The organism is Actinoplanes sp. NPDC026619 (genome assembly GCF_040638295.1).
GTDB lineage: Bacteria > Actinomycetota > Actinomycetes > Mycobacteriales > Micromonosporaceae > Actinoplanes.
In genome coordinates this window covers 530,308-551,226 of record NZ_JBEZYA010000002.1, presented here as the reverse complement: position 1 = coordinate 551,226, position 20,919 = coordinate 530,308, and the positions used below count along the sequence as shown (strand labels likewise).

The following is a 20,919-nucleotide window of genomic DNA, read 5'->3' as shown; positions in this document are numbered from 1 at the left end:
GGGAGGACGACGTGGCCGACGTCGAGCACACCATCGGACTGTTGCTGGGCACCGAGGACGACTGGCCCCGGGCCTACGAGGCGCTGCTGCGCCGGCTCGGGGTCGTCACCGGGCCGGACGGGCGCACCCATCGGGCCGTCACCGAGCGGGTCACCATCGAGCCCTTCAACCTGCGCGACAAGCCGCGCCACGACCTGGTCATCGACCGGCTCGCCTACTGGTACTACCACCCGCGCGAGTGGCTCAAGAAGATCTCGCTGATGGACGACGTCTACCTGCTGAACAGCCCGTTCACGTTCCAGTCGATGGAGAAGCACGCGGCTTACTGCGCGATGATGCGGCTCGGGCTCAAGGTGCCGGAGACGGTCCTGGTGCCGTACAAGAATCCGCTCGACAACAGCCGGTACGCCTACACCTCGGCCCGCTACAACAAGGAGTTCGACCTGGACGCGACGGCGGAGCGGGTCGGCTATCCGCTGTACATGAAGCCGTACGACGGCGGTGCCTGGGTCGGGGTGTCGAAGATCCGCAACTCCGACGAGCTGCACGCGGCCTACGACGCCTCCGGCGAGCGGCTCATGCACCTGCAGGCCGCGGTCGAGGGGTACGACGTGTTCGCCCGCTCGCTGACCATCGGCCCGGAGACGATGGTGATGAAGTTCCGGCCCGAGCAGCCCATGCACTCGCGTTACGAGGTCGACCACGGCTTCCTCACCGCCGACGTCGGGCAGGAGGTGGTGACCATCTCGCGGCTGGTCAACGCGTTCTTCCGGTGGGAGTTCAACTCCTGCGAGTCGCTGGTGCGCGGCACCGAGGTGCACCCGATCGACTACGCCAACGCCTGTCCCGACGTGGCGATCACGTCCTTGCACTACTACTTCCCGTGGGCGATGTCGGCGCTGTTGCGGTGGACCGTGTTCTGCGTGGTGACCGGCCGCAAGGCGACCCTCGACACCGACACCGCCCGCTACTTCGCCATCGGCGACGACCCGTCCATGTCGTACGAGGACAAGCTGGGCGAATACCGCCGGCTCGCCGACGAGTACTTCGAGACCGAGCGGTACGAGGAGTTCTGCGACAAGCACATGGGAAACGTGGACGCGATCGTCTACGACTGGGTCACCTCGGACGAGTTCCGGTCGCTGCTGCGCGAGACGGTCCGCGCGACCTACCCGGTGCACGAGCACGAGAAGTTCCTCGGCCACTTCGGCGGCCTGATCGACGCGTGGGTGCGCGACCACTCGTAACGAGTTTTTGTCACACGCCCGGCCTATTGTCGGTCGGGTGCGGATCCGGATCGAGGGGCGGGATCTGCCGGGCGCCCGGCCGGGCCCGGTGGCCGATGAGTTGCGCCTGCGTAACGTGCAGGTCGGGGTGCAGCGCAAGGCCGAGGTCGTCTCCCTCGTGCCGGCGTCGGCGCCGTCCGCCGTCTGGGAAGTTTTCGTCGACGGCCGGGAAGTCGACGGGCTGCTCGACGTGGGCGGCCCGTTCGTCCACGGCCGTCCGGGGGCCCGATTTCTGTACTTGAGCTGGGGCAACGTCGACAATTCGGGCTTTTCGATGTTTCGGCGAGCCAAGCTTCTCTTCGGCGACATTCCGACCGCCCTGCTGCGTTCTCTCTTCGACGATTCCTCCGCGCTCCTCGTGGGCGAGCTCGGGCTGACCGATTCGCTCGGGGAGCCGCGCTGCGCCCGGGTCCGGCCGCCGGACATCGTGTGGACGGTGCGATGAGCGACGTCGTCCCGGCCGAGGTCCGGGTTCTGCACGGGTTCGTCGCGCGGGACGGGTCGCTGCTGCTCTGGGGTGAGTCGGACAAATCCGATTCATCGGCCGGGCGCGGGTCGCATCCGTTCGCGCTTGCGGAGTCGCGCCTTCCGGCGGGGGCCTCGCGCGGGCCGGCCGTGCTCATGCTGCCCTCCACCAGTGCCGGGCCGATGCCGTCGCCGCAGCTCGGGCTGCCGCCCCGGCGCGGCACCCCGCGGCTGAAGCCGTGGCAGGTGCCGGTCACCGAGGTGCCGTTCGTCGACGACGATCTCGCCGACGAGTTCGACGGGCGGCTCGGGCCGTCCGTGCGGTGGCTGATCGAGCTGTGCGCGTTCGCCGCCGACCTGGTGCGGCGTGGCCGGGTGCTGCCCGCCGTCCTGCCGGCCGGGCCGGTCGCCCGGTGGCGGCCGGTGCTCACCGGCTTCGACGCCGTCCACCACGCCGACCTGCTGCGCCGCATGCCGCCGGCCTGCCGGGCCGAGCGCGCCCGCCCCGGCGACGTGGCCGGCCTGCCCGCCCTCGACACGCTCGCCGCCGCCCTGCACCGGCTGGTCGACGGCCTGGTCCGCACCCGCCTCGCGCTCGCCGGCATCGAGATCGGCGACGGCTGGCTGGCCGCTCTGACCAGCATCGACGGCGCGTTCACCGCCGCCCACGCGCTCGCCGACGACCTCGCCGAGAAACTCGACGCGTGGTTCGCCGACGCCGCCTCCGGGGCCGCCGTGCGGCTCTGCTTCCGCCTCAGCCACCTGCAGCAACTGGAGGAGGAACCGGACGCCACCGACCCACGGCCACGCCCGCCGGGCCGCGACGTCTGGCTCCTGGAATTCCTGCTGCAGGCGGTCGACGAACCGAGCGCGCTGGTGACCGCGGCCGACATCTGGCGCGACGAGTACGCACCGCTGCGCCGCTGGACCCGGCACCCGCAGGAACGGCTGCTCGGTGGTCTCGGCCGTGCCGCCCGGCTCTACCCCGACCTCGGCGCCGCCCTGCGGGTGCCCCGGCCGGTCGACATGGTGCTCGACACGGCTGAGGCGCACGCCTTCCTCAGCCAGGCCGCGGTGCTCTCCGAGGCCGGTTACGGGGTGCTGCTGCCGGCCTGGTGGCGCGAACCGCAGAGCCTCGGCCTCGCCCTCGAGCTGCGCGAACGTGACCCGGTCGCGCCGGTGCTGCGCGACGAGGCCGCCGACCTCGCGCACCTGGTCGACTACCAATGGGGGCTCGCTCTCGGCGGCCGGGTGCTCACCGAGGCCGAGCTGACCGACCTGTCCCGGGCCAAGGTGCCGCTGGTGCGGCTGCGCGGGCGCTGGGTGCACCTCGACCCGGCGCAGCTCTCGGCCGGCCTGCTGTTCCTCGAGCGCGGCGGCGGCTCGATGACCGCCGGCCACGCGCTGCGGATGATCCGGCTGCTGCCGCCGGAGGAGTTGCCGCTGCCGGTCACTGCGGTCGGCGGCAAGGGCTGGCTCGCCGATCTGCTGGCCGGCGACCTCGACCAGCACCTTGAGCTCCTCCCACAGCCGGCCGGCCTGCGCGGGGAGCTCCGCCCGTACCAACGGCGGGGTTTCTCCTGGCTTGCCTTTCTCGACTCGCTCGGGCTGGGCGCCTGCCTCGCCGACGACATGGGGCTCGGCAAGACCGTGCAGCTGTTGTCGCTGCTGCTGCACCGGCGCAGCGGCCCGGCGCTGCTGATCTGCCCGTTGTCGGTGCTCGGCAACTGGCAGCGGGAGGCGGCCCGGTTCGCGCCGTCGCTGACCGTGCGCGTGCTGCACGGCAGCTCGCAGCCCGCCTTCGAGGGCGCCGATCTGGTGCTCACCACCTATGCGACCGCGCTGCGGACGGCCGACGCGCTGGCCGGCTTCAAGTGGGACCGGGTGGTGCTCGACGAGGCGCAGAACGTCAAGAACAGCGCCGGAGTGATGGCCAAGGCGGTGCGCAAGTTCCCGGCGCGGGTGCGGATCGCCCTGACCGGCACCCCGGTGGAGAACCGCCTGGCCGAGCTGTGGTCGATCCTGGACTGGGTCAACCCCGGGCTGCTCGCCTCGGCGCACACGTTCCGGGCCCGGTTCGCGGTGCCGATCGAACGTTACGGCGACGAGCAGGCGGCGGCCCAGCTGCGCACCGCCACCCGGCCCTTCCTGCTGCGCCGGGTCAAGTCCGACCCGTCGGTGATCACCGACCTGCCGGAGAAGCGGCACGTCCGGCACCTGTGCGGGCTCACCACCGAACAGGCCACGCTCTACCGCGCGGTCCTCGACGACATGACCACCAAGCTGACCGAGAGCACGCACAAGTGGAACAAGGGCATCGTGCTCGCCGCGATGACCAAGCTCAAACAGGCGTGCGTGCACCCGGCCCTGCTCCTCGGCGACGGCTCACCGCTGCCCGGCCGCTCCGGCAAGCTGGAGCGCCTCGAGGAGATCCTCGACGGCGCCCTCGCCGACGGGGAGAGCGTGCTCTGCTTCACCCAGTTCGCCAAGTTCGGGGCCATGCTCACCCCGCACCTGGCGGCCCGATTCGGCGTTCCGGTCCGCTACCTGCACGGCGGCACCAGCCGCACCGACCGCGACGAGATGGTCGCCGCGTTCCAGGAAGACCAACGTCCGGGCGTCTTCGTGCTGTCGCTGAAGGCCGGCGGCACCGGCCTGAACCTGACCGCCGCCAACCATGTCGTGCACGTCGACCGGTGGTGGAACCCGGCCACCGAGGCGCAGGCCACCGACCGGGCGTTCCGCATCGGACAACGCCGTGACGTGCAGGTGCACACCCTGGTCTGCCTCGGCACCGTGGAGGAGCGGATCGACCGGCTGCTGGTCGACAAGGGCGTGCTCGCCGAGCGGGTGGTCGGCAACGGCGAGAGCTGGCTGACCGCGCTCGGCACCGGCGAGCTGCGCGAGCTGATGCGCCTGGCACCGGAGGCGATCGTTGACTGACTCCATGGCGGTCGCGTTCCTCGGCACCTTCGAATCGCTGCGGATGGGGCCGACGTTCGCCCGCGGCCGGCGCGACCAGCGGGCCGGGCACGTCCGGCAGCTCACCATCTCGGGCAGCCTGGTCGTCGCCCTGGTGCGCGGGCCGGACGATCCCACCGCGTTCCGGGCGCGGATCGCGATGCGGAGCTTCGGCGCCTCCGAGTGGGCGCGGGTCGAGCAGGACCTGGTCGCCGAGGCGCGGTACACCGCTGACCTGCTCGCCGGCCGGATGCCGCCGGGGATCGGTGCGGTGTTCGCCGCGGCCGGGCTCAGTCTCGTGCCGCTCTCGCTCGACGAGGTCGCGATGGACTGCAGCTGCGAGCGGTGGCCGATGCCGTGCGTGCATCTCGCGGCGACCTGTTACGCCTTGGCGCGGTCCTTCGAGGAGGATCCATTCGGGATTTTCGCCTGGCGCGGCCGCTCCCGGGATGAGCTTCTGCTGCATTTGCGCGAACTCAGAGCGGCTTTCGCGCAGAAATCTATTGCTCCGGAATCCGAGGGTTATTCGTCGGCCAATTCGGAGATTTCTTCGGGTGATCTGGGAAATCCGGTCGATTTCTGGGGTGGCCAGGAGCTTTCCCTGGCGCCGACCGGAGGGCGCCCCGGGGCTGTGACCAGGCCCGATGCACTTCTCGACCAATTGGACCCGCCACATTTAGCACACGACGGCCGCCCGATTGTCGACCTTTTGCGACCGGCGTACCTCGCGCTGCCGGAAGCGTAGCCGGAGTCAGTTTTTCCACCATCGGGCGACACGGAACGAATTCGGCCTGTGACTTTCAGTGGATGTGATCTCCTTCTTGGGACATAACGTTTGTCAGGAGAAGGTGTGACATGAACCGATTTACCCGTATTCTCACCATGACCGGCCTTGGGCTGGTGACCGGCGTCACGATGGCTGCCGGCCCGGCCATGGCGTCGGTCAGCAGCGATCAGGGGACGGCGAAGTCGGGTTCCAGCGCCAGCGAGACGCGTCGCCACGGCGACCGGGTCGTTGACGTCTTCGGCAGCTACCGTGCCTGTGACCGCGCCGGCGAGTACGGCGAGGACCGTGGCTACTGGGACGACTACGACTGCGAGCGGATCCGGAACCACGGCCGCAGCGGTTTCGCGCTGGTCGTCGACTATGACAACTGGGGCCACGGCTGGGGCGGTCACTTCCCGGGTAACTGGGGCAACCAGTGGCGTCCGATCGGCGGCTCCGGGTTCTACCCGGGCTGGCGTCCGGGCGGCTTCTTCCCGGGCCAGGGCCGTCCGGGTGGATTCCCGGGTGGATTCCCGGGCCGTCCGGGTGGATTCCCGGGTGGATTCCCGGGCCGTCCTCCGATCATCGTGGCGCCGGGCGCCCCGTTCCCGAACACCCTGCCGGGTGCTCCTCAGCCGCCGGCTCCGGTCAGCGTGCAGAGCTAGTTCCTGCAACACCCAGGCGAACCGCATCCCGGCCAGGGGTGCGGTTCGCCGCTTTTGTTCACCAGGGAACCGGGGCGTAGTCCTTGAGGAAGCAGCCGTACAGATCCTCGCCCGCCTCGCCGCGGACGATCGGGTCGTAGACCCGGGCCGCGCCGTCGACCAGGTCCAGCGGGGCGTGGAAGCCCTCCTCGTGCAGGCGCAGCTTCGTCGGATGCGGCCGCTCGTCGGTGATCCAGCCGGTGTCGACGCTGGTCATCAGGATGCCGTCGGCGAACATGTCGACCGCGCTGGTGCGGGTCAGCATGTTCAGCGAAGCCTTCGCCATGTTCGTGTGCGGGTGCCCGGCGCCCTTGTAACCGCGGTTGAAGATGCCCTCCATCGCGGACACGTTCACCACGTATCGGCGTGGGAAAGGCGACTTCGTCATTGCCGTACGCAACCGGCTGACCAGGATGAACGGGGCCGTCACGTTGCACAGCTGCACTTCCAGCAGCTCCAGCGGATCGACCTCGTGCACGCGGTCGCTCCAGCTGTTGGTCGCCGTCGTGTCCGGCACCAGGCCGCCGGCGTCGATCGCCACCGAGCGGGCGGTCAGGGCCATCTCGGTGACCTGCTGCGCGGTCAGTTTCGTGGCGTGCGCGGTGAGCGCGGCCGCGGGGGAGGCACCAGCCGTCCCGAAATATTCCAGCTCGGGCAGTGGGCCGTCCGGCAGCGCTTCCTTCTCACCGGCCGCGATCGCCGAATACGAGCCGGGCGTGCGGCGCACCGTCTGAGCGGCGTTGTTGATCAGAATGTCCAGCGTGCCGCGCGCCGCGACCGAATCGGCCAGGCCGACGACCTGGGCCGGATCGCGCAGGTCGAGGCCGACCACCCGCAGCCGGTGCAGCCAATCCGCGCTGTCCGGCATCGCCGCGAACCGGCGGACGGCATCGTGCGGGAACCGCGTCGTGATCGTCAGGTCCGCACCGTCGCGCAGCAGCCGCAGCGCGATGTACATGCCGATCTTCGCCCGCCCGCCGGTGAGCAGCGCCCGCCGGCCGGTCAGATCGGTGCGGGCGTCGCGCTTGGCGTGGTTGGCCGCCGCGCAGTCCGGGCAGAGCTGGTGGTAGAACGCGTCGACCACGGTGAACCGCTGCTTGCACACGTAACAACCGCGCGACTGCAGCAGCACGCCGGCGGTGGCGCCACGAGTGTTCGACGTCAGCGGGATGCCGGCCGTCTCGTCGTCGATGCGGCCCGGCGCCCCGGTCGCGGTGGCCTCGGTGACCTCACGGTCGGCGGCGAGGATCGCTTCCCGGCGGTCCCGGCGGCGCTGCATCTTGACCGTCTTGAACAGGCCGGCCGTGGCGCGGCGGACGGCGACGGCGTCCGGGTGCTCGGGTGGGAGCTTCTCCACCTCGGCCATGACCGTGAGGCAGATCGCGAGCCGCTCCGGGTCCACCCGTGGGCCTGCTGTTTCCGTGTCCTCGCCTGTCATGCCCTTGCTTCCCTCTCGTGACGCTTCACGGAGAGACTGTACAGACGGGCCTGCGGAGCTTGACTCGACGCAAGGCTCGGGGTGCCGGAGTGGCGGCTCCGGCCGTCAATGATTCGCTGAGCGCCGAGGGGGATTTGCGCTCAACTACCGCGCGTCAGTGCGCGACTTTCGCCACCAACCGGGGGCGGGTGCCGCGGCGCGCCTTGAGGCGCTTGGGGACGACCTCGATCCGCGGTTCCCGGTGCGGGTCGAGCTGAGTCATCGCGGACACCACGATGACGGCAGCGAGCCCGTCCTTGAGCATCTGCAGTGCGGCGTTCCAATCGCCGCAGATCAGGCCGGCCACCTCGTAGCGCATCGCTGCGCAGTAGTCGAGGCAGCGTGCGGCATGGACGTCGAACCTGTCCGGCTGCACGAAAATTACTGCATGGGGCACCGTGACCATCTCCCTCACCCGGGTCGCCTGTGCGCGAGCAAAGTCACTCAATCGTGTTAAGCGCAAGTTGCACATCGGCCGATCCGGACAGCACCTGGCCGCCGATCCCGCACTTCGACCACCATGTGTCGGTTTTGGACCACCCATCCGGGCAATTTCCCAAAACTGTCGGCCACCCGACTGCCAACAACGAATGATTCGACCCTGGAAATAAGCCGGCTCGGGGCTATGCGCCGCGCGTCCGGTCGCGCGCTTCGGCAGCCCGCAGGAAGTCATCGAAACGTCTGGCGGCACTGAGCGCGCCGGGGTGATCGTCCCCCAGCACCTGTCGCAGGCGGGCGTGTGTGTCCATGGCAAGTGCCCGGGCTTCGTCGTATCGGCCCAGTCCGACCAGGACGGCGGCGAGGTGGTCTGCTGAGGTGAGGGTGTCCGGGTGATTGTCGCCCAGCGCTTGTCGCCGGCGTGTCAGGGTGTCGTGGCCCAATGGGAAGGCTCGGTCGTACTCATCAGCGGCGAAGAGCAGGGCGACGAGGCTTGCGGCCGAGATCAGGGTGGACGGGTTGTCGACGCCCAGTATCTGTCGCTGTTTGGCGAGAGTGTCCTCTGACAGATCCAAAGCCGGCTGGATCTGGCCGGTCCTGAAAAGGAGAGCCGCAACCGTGTCAGCTGCCCGGAGGGCGTGGGGGTGGTCGTCGCCCAGCACAGATCGCATTCGGGCGAGCGTGTCCTTGCTCAGCCGGAGTGCGCGCTGCTGCTCGCCCAGTAGAGATAGGTCGACGACGAGATTGTGCGCCGTCGCGAGCGTCGCGGCGGCGTCCTCCCCGTGCAGTCGCCGTCTCCGGGTCAGTCCGTCGTCGTCGAGATCCCTGGCTTCCTGGTAGCGATCGACCCGGCGGTAGTTGGCGGCGAGGCTGCCGGCGGCTGCGAGGACTATCGTCTCGTCGGGCCCCAGACGGCGGCGCCAAGCGGTGTGCAACTGCTCGGCCAGCGGCAAGGCGGCCCGCATGTCGCCACGGCTGTGCAGATAGTTCACTGCCTCAATAGCGAGCCACCGTAGATCGTGGTTCTCGGTGCCGGCCGGGTCACGGGCGAGAACATGCGGCAGCAGCAGCTTCCAGCGCGGCCAATCGGCGGGTGCGGTCGCGTCCTGGGGCCGGGCGGCGACCAGCAATTTCTCGACGGTGCCCCGGTGGCCGTCCGGGTCGAGGTCGGTGTCGCGCAGGACGGCCTGGGTCAGCCGATGGAACAGTGGGCCGGTGCTTGTGACGCGGGCCAGCCCAAATCGGCTGAGCTGCGCAATGGCGCGACCGAACGCGACCTCCCGCTGGGCGACGTCGCCGAGTGGACCGGCCAGCAGGTCGGGCCGGGCCGTGAACAGGTCGGCGGGGATGGGCTCGGGCCCGAGATGAGCGCAGAGGGCAAGCAGCTGTCCCGCTGCCGCGTCCTCGTCGGCCAGCCGTTGCGCGGCGACAGCGACCGCGGCTCCCAGCGGCATCGGATAGCCGGCCGGGGGTTGGCCTTCGCGCAGCAGTCCGGCCGTGTTCCTGCGCAGGTCGGTCAGGTAGGTGTCGACGGGCAGATGAGTCCCGGTCAGGAGCTCCGCGGCCTGAGTGATCGCCAGGGGCAGATCGCCCAAGGCCTCGGCCAGCCGGTCCATGTCCTCGGTGCCGACGCCGGGCAGGTAGGTGTGCAGCAGCGCGACCGACTCCCGCCGGGCGAAGAGGTCAACGCTCACCGGCTCGGCGACGCCCGTCCACGCCGGATTGCGGCTGGTGATGATCAGGTGGCCGGGGCCGCTGGGGAGCCAGGAAGCCAGGTCGTCGCGGCTCTCCGCGTTGTCGAAGATCAGCAACCAGCGGGCCTGTCCCCGCAGGTGCCGGTGGATCGCGTCCAGCGCGACCGGTGTGGGGGTGCCGATCTCGGCCACGCCCGCCGCTGCGGCCAGGGCGGCCAGGTGGTCACCGATCGACTCGGGTCGTTCGGACGGGATCCACCACACCAGGTCGTATTCGTTGCCGAACAGGTGGGCGTATTCGACGGCCAGCTCCGTCTTGCCCACGCCGCCTATTCCGTGCAGGGCCTGGACCAGGGCGCGCTCGCCCGAGCACAGCCGCTCCCGGAGGCGGGCCAGTTCGCGCTCCCGGGCGGTGAAGGCCGGGTTCCGGCGGCGGACGTTCCAGATCGGCGGGAGCGAGCCCGGGACCCGGGTGCCGTCCGCCGGCGCCGGCCGGGCGGGGCCGCCAGGAAACGGGACCGTGGTCGTGGGGCGGGACGGTCCCGAGACGGCGGCCAGGAGTCGTTGGCGGGCCTGCTCCTCGGGGACGCCGAAGACGTCGCGGAACAACAGTGGCCTCAGGAGTGGAGGCGGGGTCACCTCGGCCACCCGGATCGGGATCAGGCGGCGGCGGGACGGGGAATCAGGGCGCTCGGCCAGCACGGCCGCCCACTCGTCGGTGGTGAAGCGGTCGCGGGCGAAATAGGCGGGGGAGAAGAGCGCCAGCATCACCTCGGCTTTCGCCAGCGCGTCGTTCATGCGCAACACGAAGTTGTCGCCGGTCGACCAGTCCCAGACGTCCAGCTCCGCCTCGAAGCCGGCGGCTTCCAGCTGCTGGGCTGCCCATTCTGCCCACGGGCGGTCGGGGCCGGCGTAGCTGACGAAAACCCTCACGCTGTCACCATGGCCGACTGCCGCAAATGGGCGCGTCACCCGTTCGGATCAGTCGGCGCCGATGGCATGAGCAGTCGGGTGACTGTCGCTGCTGCGGGTGGGGGAGTTGTCACGCGTACACCTGGAAGAGCTGTCAGCGGGCCTGCCTGGCTTGACCTGAAAGTTGGTTGAGGTTTTAGCGTGCTCGCGTGGATCTTGCCATTGCCGAAAGTCTCTCGGAGCGGATGAGGACGGCGTTTCGCGGTTATCCGACCGGTGTTGCGGTGATCACCGCGGCTGGGCCGGTGGGGCTGACCGCGTCCAGCGTCGCGTCCGTGTCGGTGGCGCCGCCGGTGCTGTCGTTCTCGGTCATGGGGACCGGGAGCGGTAAGGCGCTGCTCGCGGCGGAGAGTTTCGTCGTTCATCTGCTCGGGCCGCGGCAGGTCGGGGTGGCGCGGGACTTCGCTCGCTCGGGTGGGCCGCGGTTCACCGATGAGCAGGGGTGGAGCGTGCTCGCGTCGGGGGAGCCGGTGCTGCCCGATGCGGTGGCGGCGCTGCGGTGCACGCCGCTGCATCTGCTCGCGGTGGGTGACTCGACGCTGGTCGTCGCGGCCGTGACCGACGTCTTCCATGGGCCGGCGGACGGGCCTCTCGTGCATCACGCCAGGACGTTCGTCACCTCCGCACTGACCGATCGGGTCTGAGAAGTAGGCTCGGACAAAAGGCGTGGAGGAGACCTATGCAATCGCGGACCGACCTGGTCGAAGACCTGATGGGGCGTTACCCGGGCGTGCCCCGGGAGGCCGTCATCAAGGAGGACCTGCTCCGTGGCGGGCTGTCCTTCGACGACTCGGCGCTGACCGACAACGAGGACGGCGACGTCAAGCCGAAGTCGTACTTCATCTTCTCGTTCGACCACCGCACGCTGCCGGAGCTCGGCACCGCCGCGCTGCGCCGGCCGCCGGAGGAGATCGTGCTCACCGGCGGGCCGTACGAGTTGCGGCGCACGGTGGTGTCGGTCCGGACAAATCCTGATTCGCCCTATCGCGTGAAGGCCGACGCGGACGGTTTTCTCAAACTGCACCTCGACGATCGGCCGATCGCTGACGTCGGCCTGCCGCCGATGCCGGACTACTACCGGCACACCCTCGAAAACGGCAAGCAGGTCATGGAGGTCGCCCCGACCATCCAGTGGGGCTATCTGATCTATTTGACGGCCTACCGCCTCTGCCAGTACTTCGGCGCGACCGAAGAGTGCCAGTACTGCGACATCAACCACAACTACCGCCAGCACAAGGCGGCCGGGCGCCCCTACACCGGCGTGAAACCGGTCGACGAGGTGCTCGAGGCGCTCGCGATCATCGACAAGTACGACACGGCGCGCACCTCCACGGCCTACACGCTCACCGGTGGCAGCATCACCCGCAAGGTCGACGGGCTGGCCGAGGCCGACTTCTACGGGCGTTACGCGCAGGCGATCGAGGAGCGTTTCCCGGGCCGCTGGATCGGCAAGGTGGTCGCCCAGGCGCTCCCGCGCGAGGACGTGCAGCGCTTCAAGGACTACGGGATCCAGATCTACCACCCGAACTACGAGGTGTGGGACAAGTATCTGTTCGAGCGCTACTGCCCCGGCAAGGAGCGTTACGTCGGCCGCGAGGAGTGGCACCGCCGCATCCTCGAGTCGGCCGAGGTGTTCGGCCCGCGCAACGTCATCCCGAACTTCGTGGCCGGCATCGAGATGGCCGCGCCGTTCGGCTTCACCAGCATCAACGAAGCGATCGACTCGACCGCCGAGGGCCTCGAATACTTCATGTCCCGCGGCATCACGCCCCGCTTCACCACCTGGTGCCCGGAGCCGACCACGCCGCTCGGCAAGATGAACCCGGACGGCGCGCCGCTCGAATACCACGTGCGGCTGCTGCAGACCTACCGCGCGGTGATGGAGGCGAACGGCCTGACCAGCCCGCCCGGGTACGGTCCGCCCGGAGCCGGCAACGCGGTCTTCTCGGTCAGCTCGTTCATGGACACGCTGCCCGCCGCCGCGGATCACACCGGGTGATAGATGTCCGGCTCTAGATAGATCACCTTGGCGGTCGGAACCACCGTGCGGACCCTGGCCTCGGCATCGTCGATCGTGGCGGCGATGTCGCGGCCGTCGTCCTCCGGGTCGACGGCGATCTTCGCGGCCAGCAGCAGCTCGTCCGGGCCCAGGTGCATCGTGCGCAGGTGGATCACCCGGTTGACGCCGGGGGAGGCCAACAGCGCCCGCTCGATCGCGACCAGTTGCTCCGGCACCGCCGACTCGCCGATGATCAGGCTCTTCGTCTCGGTGGCGAGCAGCACCGCCGCCGTGATCAGCAGCAGGCCGATGCACAGCGTGGCGATGCCGTCGTAGACGCCGTTGCCGGTGGCCACGCTCAGGATCACCCCGAGCAGCGCGAACAGCAGGCCGAACAGGGCGCCGCTGTCCTCGAGCAGGATCACCGGCAGTTCCGGGTTGCGGGTGCGCTTGATGAAGGCCAGCCAGTCCCGCTTGCCACGGGTGCGGTTCGCCTCGCCGACCGCGGTGCGCAGCGCATAACCCTCCAGCGCCGCCGCGAACAGCAGCACGACCACCGCCACCAGCGGCGACTCCAGCGGATGCGGATCCCGGACCTTGTGGTAGCCCTCGTAGACGGCATAGAGCCCACCGAGGCTGAACAGGATGATCGCCACCAGGAACGCATAAACATACCGTTCCCGGGCATATCCGAACGGGTGCAGCGCCGACGCCGGCCGCTTGGCCCGGCGCCCGCCGATCAGCAGCAGCACCTGGTTGGCCGAGTCGGCCACCGAGTGCACGCCCTCGGCCAGCATCGACGCCGACCCGGTGATCGCCGCCGCGACGAACTTCGCCACCCCGATCGCCAGGTTCGCGCTGAGCGCCGTCAATACGGCCCTGGTGCTGCCCTCGCTCGACATTTCCGCCCCTCGGTCTCGGCCAACGCTCAGTCTCCCAGGCGCCGGCCTTCGACCAGCCGCGATGGGTCATCTCTGTGACGTAGCGGATGCCGACGCGAGGCGGCCTGCGTCGGGGTGGGGATCTTGAAGGCGCGGATCTTAGTCTGCCCCCGGCCGACATGACGGACCGTTGGTGCGATCTGCAGGGCGTCCGGTGCGCCACCGTCTGCCGATGACCGACTTCCCATCCCGATCAGCGTGGTGCTGTTCACCCTGTGCGGGCTGTTCATATTGAAGGCCTTCGACTTCCTGGCAGAACTGAACCGGCGGCGGTGCCCGGAGGTGTTGCACGGCGCCGCTCAGATCCTGGAGGCGTTGGTCGTCACCGGGCCGGATGGAACTCGCGACGCCAGAGAGGTGTCGGCGCGTGTACACGCGTTCGTGCTGCTCACGCGTCTGGAGTTCGCGACCGGCTCGATGATGCTGGCGGACGAGGGCTGGGCCCGTGCGGTGCGGAACAGCTCGAAGAGGCTGAAGCCGCAGAAGGTCCGCAGCCGGGCGATCATCGACTCCGGCCGGCAGCGGCCGTCCATCCGCTTCAAGATCGCCTCCAGGTCCTCCGAGGCAAGCGCTCACCCGGGTCGGACGATGCCGGAAGATTCTTGTCCCAGCGCAGCCGCATCGCAGTTCGGAGTGCGGGCCATAACAAAGAGACGTTATCCGCGCTGAGCACTCGCGTCGTAAAAGTTACGCCCATCGAGCGATGGCGGCGGGTTGTCGTCGTCCTGCTGCATCCGACCCTGCGGATACTGGCGGTGATCGGCCTGGTGCTCTCGCTGATCTCCGGCGGGGTAGCCGTTGCGGGCGTGCTGACCTCGAAGGCGACCGGTGCAGCGGTCTCGGGCCGGCCCGCCGCACGTCCGTCCGCGAAGGTCGTCGTCTCGGCGGCGCACGACAGCCCGCCGCTGCCCCGGCCGGTGAGAAGCGCTTATGCCCCGGCGGCAGCCGTGTCACGCCGGCCGGCACCGACCCGGAGCCGTACGCGGTCGCACCGCCGGCGTTGCCTTCCGCGTCGTCGGTGCCACCGCCCGCCGCCGAGCAGCCGCCGCCGGACGCTCGGACGATCGGCGGCGACTTCGATGTTCTGGTGCCGTCCCAATTCCTCCGTGGACAGCGACTCGTGCTGTCATTCCGGGCGACCACCGGAAGGCCGGCGGACGAGGGAAGCTTCCCGTGCCGCCCGGACGGCGACGTGTATCAGTGCACCGTTGTCGTCGACGAGTTGGAGCCCGGAGTGCATTATCTGCTGACCGCGGAGGTGCTCGGCGGGCCCGACCTCGGTCAGCAGTTGCAGGCTGCCACCGATCTCCTTGCCTTCGAGCCGATCCTGATCGTCCGACCCGAGAGCATCGCGCCCGGAAGAAGCCGGATGATCCGCCACGCTCGCCACGTTTGCCGAGTCACACCCACGGGGCATCCGCACCTCAGAACTTCGCCCCCGAGGAGCAAACGTGCACGTCTCCGGCATCATCACCGCCATCATCGTCGGCCTGATCATCGGCGCCCTGGGCCGCCTCGTCGTGCCCGGCAAGCAGAACATCCCGATCTGGCTGACCATCCTGATCGGCATCGTGGCCGCCATCATCGGCACATTCATCGCCGCCGGCCTAGGCGTCAACGACACCAAGGGCATCGACTGGATCGAGCTGCTCATTCAGGTCGTGCTGGCTGCGGTCGGCGTCGGCTTGGTCGCCGGCATCCGCCGACGCCCATAACCCCTTCGCATGTACGGGTGACGGCTCCACCAACCGCAGCAGCGGCCGTCGCCCGGGGCATCCATGCCCGTCGGTGCGCCACTATGCTCAGCAGCTGATGACACGTCGATTCGGTGACCGGGGCACCTTCGGCGTCGAAGCGGGCGAGATCATCTCGAACGCACAGCGCGTCGTCCACCTGTGGCTGGGCGACCACTTGCTGACCGCGGACGACCACACGGTCTACCTCCCGTCCTTCCTTCACTACCTGCGACTCGACGTGGAGCGCGTGCGCCGCCGCGAAATCGAGCCCTGCCCCTTCCCGGGCCGCTCACCGGAGCAGATCTTCCGGTTACTCAAGGCGGATCAGACCGGGTTCCGGGAGCGGTTCTGGTTCATGCAGTGGGACGCAGCCGTCGACAACGTCCTGATGTACGCCTACCTGGACGTCGACCTGGTGATCGTCTTCGAGTTCTGGCGAAACACCCACCCGCTCCCGGAGGACCGGCACAAGGCCTTCGTAGCCCGAGTCCCCCCGGCCGATTTCGTCGCCACCACCGAAAGCGCCGCCGCCTTGCTGGACGCCGAATACGTCCGATAGAAAGCGCTTCAGGCTGGGCGCCATGAGCAGCCGGGCGCCCTATCGCCACAGCATTCCAATCGCGCGGCCGGCCCGCCGCCGCAGGAACTCCGCCGGTGCCGCGGCAATCCCGACATCCTCATTCCGTTCGTTGCCCGGAGCCCTTTCCGCAGGCCGCGGAAAAGTCATTGGTGTCTTTCTCGGCGCGGGCAATGGCCGCGCATTTCACCGATTGCCGTTCCGGTCGACAGAACGACACATCCGACACTGGGCCGGGGCAGCGTTCCAGCCCACTCGGGTGTCGCCGGGCGATGTTCGGCGATCCGGCGCCGCCGGTGGCAGGCGTCCAGTGCGCGTCGTGACGCGACAGCCACCTGGCCGCCGGGGGTCGGCCGCCAGCGGTGGTGCTTGCGGTGGCAGGCGTCCAATGCGCGTCGTGACGGGGCAGCCGCTTAGCCGCCGGGGGTCGGCCCTTGCGGTGGTGCGTGCGGTGGTTGGTGTCTGGTGTGCGTGGTGGAGGGGCGGCCGCTTGGCCGCCGGGGGTCGGCCGCCAGCGGTGGCGCCGCCGGGCTGGCCGCGATTGAGCAGCAGGGGTGGCTGCGGTTTCGGAAGAGCCGCGGGAGGCGGCCGGGCCCGGACCGCGCGGCGGCCGCAGGCGGTCGACATCGTTCGCGGGGAACTGCGGACCCACCGCGGCCGCCCGGCCCGAGCTGATGTGCCGACTCCGCCTGGTCGAACTGCCTTCGACCGGGCGCCCACCCGCTCCTGGCTCCCTGATGGTGCCCGGCTGCCTACTTCTGCCTGGTCAGCCTCCTGCGCCTGACCGGCAGCCAACGCTTGGTCGGCTGCTTCCGCCCGGTCGACTGTCTGGTCTTGATCGACTACCAATGCTTGGACGGCTGCTTCCTCCTGGTCGACTGTCTGGTCTTGGCGGGCTGCTTTCGTCTGGTTGAGTGTTTGGGCTTGGCTGGCTGTCGACGCCTGGTGGGCTGCTTCCGTCTGGTCGACGGCCTGGGATTGGCCGACTGTCGACGCCTGGTCGCCGTCGTGCGCCTGATCAACCACCTCGGCCCGGCCGGCTGCATCCGCCTGGCGTGCAGGTTTGGCCTGCATTGCCCGATCGGCTGAGTTGGCATCCGCTGCCTGCTCGGTGGGACCGGCGCGGCCGGGCTGTTCCTCGCGCGCATCCCACACGACCTGGGCCGCGCGGTCTGGCACGTGCTGCGGCGGCCGTGCGACGGTGGTCTGGTCGCTCCAGATCAGCGGCGGGATCTCCTCGAAGTTGTCATGCAGGCCCACTGCTCCGCACTCGGCCGAGCAACCGTTCGATCGGCACAGCTTCCGGGCGTGGCGCCGTGCGAGCCCCCATCGCCGGTGACGCAGGTGCTCACGACGAAACTCATCAGCCTCCGGCGAATAATTGCGGGCTTTCGTTCGGTCACGCATAACGGCGAGCTCGCAGTTGGTGAAGAACTGGAGCTGTCGAACGCCGACCACATGACCGTCTGGGTGCCGCATGAATACATTCTCCCGCACCGCGGAGAGCTAGGTACAACGGTCGATCATGCCAATATTGGAAAGGTGCGGATCTGGTATTTGTGTGACGAACAAAATGGCTTCTTTCCCAGTCGGATAATAGCTTTCGTGGCCGCGGCACGAGGATTAGATTTTGGCTGGCGTGGCACCTGTGGGTGGCGGAAGGGCAATTCCCACCATCGGCGCTGGGCGCTGGGCGCTGGGCGCTGGGCGCTGGGCGCTGGGCGCTGGGCGCTGGGCGGAAGGCGGAAGGCGGAAGGCATGAGCAGTCGGGTGACTGGCGCGCTGCGGTTGGGGGAGAGGGGAGCGTACTCGGGGAGGGTCTTGGGTTTTGGCGGTATTGCACTGGTGGGAGAGGGGAAGTGATATGCCGGGTTTAGATTGATGATCTTCTTTGTCTTTCTAGGGTGGTGGGGTAACCCTCAAACCCCCTGGGAGGGCAATGATGCTTCTACGAAGGTGGGCGGCCGCGCTGGTCGCCGTGCTCGCGCTTGCTGGTGTGCAGGTTGCTGGGGCCACGCCGGCCTCCGCGGCGGCGAAGATTCTGTATTACGACGCCAGTCAGGCGCAGGAGTTCGTCGCGGTGGTCAACCAGGGTGCGCAGATCTGGAACTCGGTGGTCAGCAACGTGAAGCTGCAGCCGGTTACCACGGGGCACACCGCCAACATCCGGGTCTACGCCGACAACGGGTGGCCGCGTACCTATTCGACCTCGCTCGGCAACGGGCGCTGGTACATGGGGCGTGAGGCCGTGAACGACGGGTATTACCCGCCGCGGATCGCGGCTCACGAGTTCGGGCACATCCTCGGGCTGCCGGACAACCGCACGGGGCTCTGCTCCGACCTTATGTCGGGCAGCAGCGCGCCGGTTTCCTGCACCAACGCCACCCCGAGCGCCGCCGAGCGGGCCAAGGTCGAGTCGCTGTTCCGCACGTCGGTGGCGGTTGCGCCGCAGAGCTATGTCTGGGCGGGTCCGGCTAAATTGGCCGGGTGATCGACTTCGAGGACCCGGACTTCATCCGCGACCCGTACCCGGCACTGGCCCGGCTTCGGTCACACGCGCCGGTGGGCTGGCATGAGCCCACCGGCAAGTGGCTGGCCGCCAGTCACGCCGCGGCCGATGCGGTGCTGCGTGACCGGCGGCTCGGCCGGTTCTGGCGGGATCGGGAGCCGGCGGCCGAGTGGGAGCCGTTCAATCTGCTGCACCGCAACCAGATGATGGAGAACGAGCCGCCCGCCCACAGCCGGCTGCGGTCGCTGGTGGCGAGGGCGTTCGGCCGTGGTCACGTGGAGCGGCTGCGCCCGGCGGTGGCGGCCGAGGCGGCGTCGTTGCTGGACGCGGCGGGGGACGAGTTCGACGTGCTGACCGACCTGGCCGAGCCGCTGGCCGTCACGGTGATCGCCGAGCTGCTGGGAGTGCCGGCCGCCGATCGGCACCGGTTGCGCCCGTGGTCGGCGGCGATCGTGCGGATGTACGAGGTGTCCCGGACGCCGGAGGCCGAGCAGGCCGCGCTTGCCGCCTGCCGCGAGTTCGCCGACTACCTGCGGGTCCTCGCCGCCGCTCGTGCGAAGAACCCGCAGAACGACCTGATCAGCCACCTCGTCGCGGAGCGGGAACTCTCCGGCGACGAGCTGGTCGCCTCCGCGATCCTGCTGCTCAACGCCGGGCACGAGGCGTCGGTCAACGCGCTCGGTGGTGGCGTTGTCGCCCTGTTGCGGCACCCCGCGCAGCTGGCCCGCCTGCGCGTAGAAAGAGAGCTGGTCCCGGCCGCGATCGAGGAGATGATCCGTTACGACCCGCCGCTGCACCTGTTCGTGCGCACGGCGGCCGCGCCGGTGACGATCGCCGGCGTCACGATCGGGGAAGGCGGGGAGATCGCGGCCCTGCTCGGCGCGGCGAACCGGGACCCGGCCGTCTTCGCCGAGCCGGACACCTTCGACGTCGGCCGCGATCCGAACCCGCATCTCGGCTTCGGCGCCGGCCTGCACTTCTGCCTGGGCGCCCCGCTCGCTCGCATCGAGTTGCAGGCCGGCCTGTCCGCGCTGCTCGACCACGCGCCCGCGCTGGCCCTGACGGCGGAGCCGGTGCATCGCCCGACGTTCGTGCTGCGGGCGTTCACCGCGGTGCGGGTGCGGAAGTAATTGCCGCCACCAGCGCGTCGTCGGCGGCAAGATCAGGAGCAAGGAGCTCCAGCAGATTTCGTACGTTCCCCGCGCGCTCGATGAACGGGGCCGCCCCGGCGTCGTCGACCGGGGCGCCGGCGCCGCGGAGGTGATCGATCCAGGCGGCCAGGATCCGGATGGCGCCGCTGGGGAGGCGGCCGGCCCGGATCTCGGCGCGCAGCACCGGGACGACCCGGATCGGGATCTTCTGCGAGCCGTCGGCGGCGATCTGCGCGAGGGTGTGCCGGATGCGGGCGTTGGCGAAGCGGGTCAGCAGCGCCTGGCGGTAGGCCGCGATCTCGCCGGGCGGCAGCGGGACGTACCGGGCCGCCTCGTCCCACCACTGCTCCAGCCAGGCGCGGCACTCCCGGTCCGCGACGGCGTCGGCGACCGTGATGTGGCCGCGAGCGCTCCCGGCGTACGCCAGAAGTGAGTGACCCCCGTTGAGCAGCAAGAGTTTCCGCTGCTCGTGCGCGGTGACGTCGGAGACGAACCGCGCCCCGCCCGCTTCCCACTGCGGCCGTCCGGCCGGGAAGACGCCGTCCAGGACCCATTCCGAGTACGGCTCGGTGACCACCGGCACGGCATCGTCGAAACCGGTCAGGGACACCGCCGCCCGTACGTCGTCCGCAGTCGTGCGCGGGGTGATCCGGTCGACCATCGTCGACACGAACGACACGTGGTCGCGGATCCACGGCACCAGGGCGGGTTCGGCGAGGGAGGTGAAGTCGAGCACCACCCGGGCGGCCGCCTCGCCGTTGGCCGGCAGGTTGTCGCACGGCACGATCGCGATCGGACCGCCGCCGAGGATGCGCCGCTCGGCCAGCCCGGCCATCAGCCGGCCCGGCACGGTCTGCACCGGGTCGCCGCGCAGCCAGGCGGCGACGTCGGCGGCGGCCCGGTGGACGTCCAGGCCGCCGCCCGGCTTCTGCAGGTAGGCCGACTCGGTCACGGTCAAGGTCACCAGCGCGGTGCGGGGTGCGGCCAGGTGCTCCCGCCACGCTTGATGATCATTTGCCGGGTACGCCGAGTCCACCGCGCCGATGAGCTGCGCCTCGTCCCGTTCCGGGCCGCGCACCAGCAACGTGTACTGCCCGTGCTGGGCGTTGAGCCGGCGGGCCGCCTCGGCCGACCGGCCGGTGAACGCCGCGATCGGCCACTGGCCGGCGTCCGGGGCAACCGACGTGTACCAGGCCTGGTGCGCCCGGAAGAAGTTCCCGAGGCCCAGGTGCACGATTCGCAT

General features: G+C 69.7%; 20 protein-coding genes. 14 read left to right on the top strand and 6 right to left on the bottom strand.

Annotation, left to right across the window (positions count from 1 at the left end):
* The first annotated feature begins 11 nt into the window (after nt 1–11).
* From AB0E90_RS07755 to AB0E90_RS07735, 5 genes are all read left to right on the top strand, one after another.
* On the top strand, nt 12–1,247 hold the full coding sequence (locus AB0E90_RS07755) for a hypothetical protein (protein WP_360400925.1): 1,236 nt from the start codon (nt 12–14) through the stop codon (nt 1,245–1,247).
* A 37-nt stretch (nt 1,248–1,284) separates the two neighbouring features.
* On the top strand, nt 1,285–1,731 hold the full coding sequence (locus AB0E90_RS07750; RefSeq protein ID WP_360400922.1) for a DUF5990 family protein: 447 nt from the start codon (nt 1,285–1,287) through the stop codon (nt 1,729–1,731).
* Nucleotides 1,728–4,694: a DEAD/DEAH box helicase gene (locus AB0E90_RS07745; RefSeq protein ID WP_360400919.1), complete on the top strand. Its 2,967-nt coding sequence runs from the start codon at nt 1,728–1,730 to the stop codon at nt 4,692–4,694. Before AB0E90_RS07750 ends, AB0E90_RS07745 begins: the two co-directional genes overlap by 4 nt.
* On the top strand, nt 4,687–5,457 hold the full coding sequence (locus AB0E90_RS07740; protein ID WP_360400916.1) for a hypothetical protein: 771 nt from the start codon (nt 4,687–4,689) through the stop codon (nt 5,455–5,457). Before AB0E90_RS07745 ends, AB0E90_RS07740 begins: the two co-directional genes overlap by 8 nt.
* Before the next feature lie 137 nt (nt 5,458–5,594).
* A complete protein-coding gene (locus AB0E90_RS07735; RefSeq protein ID WP_360400913.1) occupies nt 5,595–6,143 on the top strand; it encodes a hypothetical protein in 549 nt (182 codons plus the stop codon).
* Between the two features lie 58 nt (nt 6,144–6,201).
* Here AB0E90_RS07735 and AB0E90_RS07730 read toward each other — a convergent pair whose 3' ends face one another.
* From AB0E90_RS07730 to fxsT, 3 genes are all read right to left on the bottom strand, one after another.
* On the bottom strand, nt 6,202–7,620 hold the full coding sequence (locus AB0E90_RS07730) for an SDR family NAD(P)-dependent oxidoreductase (protein WP_360400910.1): 1,419 nt from the start codon (nt 7,618–7,620) through the stop codon (nt 6,202–6,204).
* A gap of 154 nt (nt 7,621–7,774) precedes the next feature.
* Nucleotides 7,775–8,035 (bottom strand): hypothetical protein, encoded by a 261-nt coding sequence (locus AB0E90_RS07725; RefSeq protein WP_360400907.1) that lies wholly within the window; start codon nt 8,033–8,035, stop codon nt 7,775–7,777.
* 247 nt (nt 8,036–8,282) lie between these two features.
* Nucleotides 8,283–10,724, bottom strand: a complete 2,442-nt coding sequence (gene fxsT, locus AB0E90_RS07720) for an FxSxx-COOH system tetratricopeptide repeat protein (RefSeq protein WP_360400904.1) — start codon at nt 10,722–10,724, stop codon at nt 8,283–8,285.
* Between the two features lie 188 nt (nt 10,725–10,912).
* Between fxsT and AB0E90_RS07715 the strand changes: the two genes are divergently transcribed.
* Together AB0E90_RS07715 and AB0E90_RS07710 are read left to right on the top strand one after the other, a co-directional pair.
* Complete coding sequence (locus AB0E90_RS07715; protein ID WP_360400901.1) at nt 10,913–11,407, top strand: flavin reductase family protein; 495 nt, start codon at nt 10,913–10,915, stop codon at nt 11,405–11,407.
* Nucleotides 11,408–11,442: 35 nt separating this feature from the next.
* Nucleotides 11,443–12,762: a radical SAM protein gene (locus tag AB0E90_RS07710; RefSeq protein WP_360400898.1), complete on the top strand. Its 1,320-nt coding sequence runs from the start codon at nt 11,443–11,445 to the stop codon at nt 12,760–12,762.
* Here AB0E90_RS07710 and AB0E90_RS07705 read toward each other — a convergent pair.
* Entirely contained in the window at nt 12,750–13,664 is a 915-nt protein-coding gene (locus AB0E90_RS07705) for a cation diffusion facilitator family transporter (RefSeq protein ID WP_360400895.1), read from the bottom strand. The genes AB0E90_RS07710 and AB0E90_RS07705 overlap by 13 nt on opposite strands.
* A gap of 237 nt (nt 13,665–13,901) precedes the next feature.
* Here AB0E90_RS07705 and AB0E90_RS07700 point away from each other — a divergent pair, with 237 nt between their 5' ends.
* Nucleotides 13,902–14,372 (top strand): hypothetical protein, encoded by a 471-nt coding sequence (locus tag AB0E90_RS07700; RefSeq protein WP_360400892.1) that lies wholly within the window; start codon nt 13,902–13,904, stop codon nt 14,370–14,372.
* Between the two features lie 457 nt (nt 14,373–14,829).
* Here the strand turns inward: AB0E90_RS07700 and AB0E90_RS07695 are convergent, their stop codons facing one another.
* Nucleotides 14,830–15,084, bottom strand: a complete 255-nt coding sequence (locus tag AB0E90_RS07695) for a hypothetical protein (RefSeq protein WP_360400889.1) — start codon at nt 15,082–15,084, stop codon at nt 14,830–14,832.
* 70 nt (nt 15,085–15,154) lie between these two features.
* Here AB0E90_RS07695 and AB0E90_RS07690 point away from each other — a divergent pair, with 70 nt between their 5' ends.
* The 6 genes from AB0E90_RS07690 to AB0E90_RS07665 all read left to right on the top strand — a co-directional run bounded on the left by AB0E90_RS07690 (nt 15,155) and on the right by AB0E90_RS07665 (nt 19,655).
* Nucleotides 15,155–15,418, top strand: a complete 264-nt coding sequence (locus AB0E90_RS07690) for a GlsB/YeaQ/YmgE family stress response membrane protein (RefSeq protein ID WP_360400886.1) — start codon at nt 15,155–15,157, stop codon at nt 15,416–15,418.
* A 97-nt stretch (nt 15,419–15,515) separates the two neighbouring features.
* The gene (locus AB0E90_RS07685) at nt 15,516–15,998 is read left to right on the top strand and encodes a hypothetical protein (RefSeq protein WP_360400883.1); all 483 of its coding nucleotides are present in this window, start codon (nt 15,516–15,518) and stop codon (nt 15,996–15,998) included.
* Between the two features lie 852 nt (nt 15,999–16,850).
* Entirely contained in the window at nt 16,851–17,105 is a 255-nt protein-coding gene (locus AB0E90_RS07680) for a hypothetical protein (RefSeq protein ID WP_360400880.1), read from the top strand.
* Nucleotides 17,106–17,351: 246 nt separating this feature from the next.
* Nucleotides 17,352–17,879, top strand: coding sequence for a hypothetical protein (locus AB0E90_RS07675; RefSeq protein WP_360400877.1), 528 nt, complete (start codon nt 17,352–17,354; stop codon nt 17,877–17,879).
* Between the two features lie 76 nt (nt 17,880–17,955).
* Complete coding sequence (locus AB0E90_RS07670) at nt 17,956–18,507, top strand: snapalysin family zinc-dependent metalloprotease (RefSeq protein ID WP_360400874.1); 552 nt, start codon at nt 17,956–17,958, stop codon at nt 18,505–18,507.
* Nucleotides 18,504–19,655: a cytochrome P450 gene (locus AB0E90_RS07665; protein WP_360400871.1), complete on the top strand. Its 1,152-nt coding sequence runs from the start codon at nt 18,504–18,506 to the stop codon at nt 19,653–19,655. The genes AB0E90_RS07670 and AB0E90_RS07665 overlap by 4 nt, the downstream gene beginning before the upstream one ends.
* On the opposite strand, the gene AB0E90_RS07660 is transcribed toward AB0E90_RS07665, so the two are convergent.
* The gene (locus tag AB0E90_RS07660; RefSeq protein ID WP_360400868.1) at nt 19,630–20,919 is read right to left on the bottom strand and encodes a mannitol dehydrogenase family protein; all 1,290 of its coding nucleotides are present in this window, start codon (nt 20,917–20,919) and stop codon (nt 19,630–19,632) included. The genes AB0E90_RS07665 and AB0E90_RS07660 overlap by 26 nt on opposite strands.